Annotated in this window: 2 protein-coding genes; both read left to right on the forward strand. The window is 69.6% G+C overall.

Features of this window, described 5'->3' with window-relative positions; all coding sequences use genetic code 11:
• Window positions 1-1,218 (forward strand): phage tail sheath family protein (locus IH13_RS0118795; protein WP_063837460.1); only part of this gene is annotated, 1,218 nt, incomplete at its 5' end.
• A 72-nt stretch (window positions 1,219-1,290) separates the two neighbouring features.
• Entirely contained in the window at window positions 1,291-1,731 is a 441-nt protein-coding gene (locus IH13_RS0118800) for a phage tail protein (protein ID WP_031085945.1), read from the forward strand.
• Window positions 1,732-1,774: the final 43 nt, after the last annotated feature.

The raw sequence follows: 1,774 nt of genomic DNA on the forward strand, positions 1-1,774 counted from the left end.
GTGTATAAGAGACAGTTCCTGGTGTCCGCGCGGGCCGGTGCCGGCGCCGACGTCTCCGTGGAGGTCGCCGACGCCGAGGGCGAGAACCCGCCGGAGGACCGCTTCCGGTTGCTGGTGCGGCAGGGCGGCAAGGTGGTGGAGAGCTACGAGGCGTCCACCCGTAAGAGCGTCAAGGGCTACCTGGTCAACCAGGTGCGCGAGTCGAAGCTCATCGAGGTCACCGAGCAGCCGGGTGCGGCGCAGAGCCGCCCGGAGCGGCAGAGCGTCGGCCTGGTGGCCGCCCCCGCGCCGGGCGCCGGTGTGGCCCGGCTCGACGCGGCGGAGTACGTCGGCGACGCGTCGGCCCGTACCGGGTTCGCCGGTCTGGAGGCGATCGACGAGATCACCATGGTCGCCGTGCCGGACCTGATGAGCGCGCACCGGCGGGGCGACCTCGACGCGGAGGGCGTCAAGACGGTCCAGCTCGCCGTGATCGCGCACTGCGAGCAGATGGGCGACCGGGTCGCCGTCCTGGACACCCCGCCGTCGATGAACGCGCAGCGGGTCCGCACCTGGCGCAACGAGGACGCCGGGTTCGACTCGCGTTACGCCACCGTGTACTACCCCTGGGTCAAGGTGTTCGACCCGGCGACCGGCCGGAACACGCTGGTGCCGCCGAGCGGTCACGTCGCCGGGGTGTGGGCGCGCAGCGACGTCGAGCGCGGGGTGCACAAGGCCCCGGCCAACGAGGTCATCCGCGGTGCGGTGGACCTGGAACTCCGCCTCAGCAAGGGCGAGCAGGACCTGCTCAACCCGATCGGCGTCAACTGTGTCCGTGCCTTCCCCGGACGCGGTATCCGGATCTGGGGGGCGCGGACCCTCTCCTCGGACCCGGCCTGGCGCTACCTCAACGTACGGCGGCTCTTCAACTACCTGGAGGAGTCGATCCTGCTGGGCACCCAGTGGGTGGTGTTCGAGCCGAACGACGACCGGCTGTGGTCGAGCATCCGGCGCAACGTCACCGCGTTCCTCACCGAGGAGTGGCGCCGGGGCGCCCTCTTCGGGCGGACGGCGGAGGAGGCGTTCTACGTCAAGTGCGACCGGGAGAACAACCCGCAGGAGTCGATCGACCTGGGCCGGGTGGTGTGCGAGATCGGCGTCGCCCCGGTGAAGCCGGCGGAGTTCGTGGTGTTCCGGCTCGCCCAGTTCTCCGACAGCACGAGCCTCGTCGACGAGTGACCCACCGGGTGCCGCGGCGCCCGGACCCTGACCCCACGTCTTCGGACACGAACGAAAAGGTGACAGAGAACCATGGCAGAGGGCGACGCTCTTTCCACCCACGTCTTCGGCGTGCAGCTGGGCGGCTATCTCGTCGAGTCCGTCCAGGAGATCAGCGGGCTGACCGTCGAGGAGGAGGTCGTCGAGGTCCGTCAGGTCACCGCGGAGGGCAAGCAGATCATCCGCAAGCAGCCGGGCGCACGGCAGGCCGGTGAGGTGACGATCACCCGTGGACTCGACAAGAGCAGCGAGTTCACCAAGTGGATCAAGGAGACCCTGAACAACGGGGCCGTCGACACCGCACGGCAGAACCTGACCATCGAGATCAAGGACTCGACGGGCAGCACGGTGCGGCGCATCCAGCTGATGCAGGGCTGGGCCAGCAAGTGGGAGGGCCCGTCGCTGAAGGCGGGCGAGTCCAGCCCCGCCACCGAGAGCGTGACCATCACCTTCGAGGAGATCGTGGTCGAATGAGGCGACGGACGGTCACGGCGGGCGGTCTGGACGAGATCCTCGC

The organism is Streptomyces sp. NRRL WC-3549 (assembly GCF_000721935.1).
GTDB lineage: Bacteria > Actinomycetota > Actinomycetes > Streptomycetales > Streptomycetaceae > Streptomyces.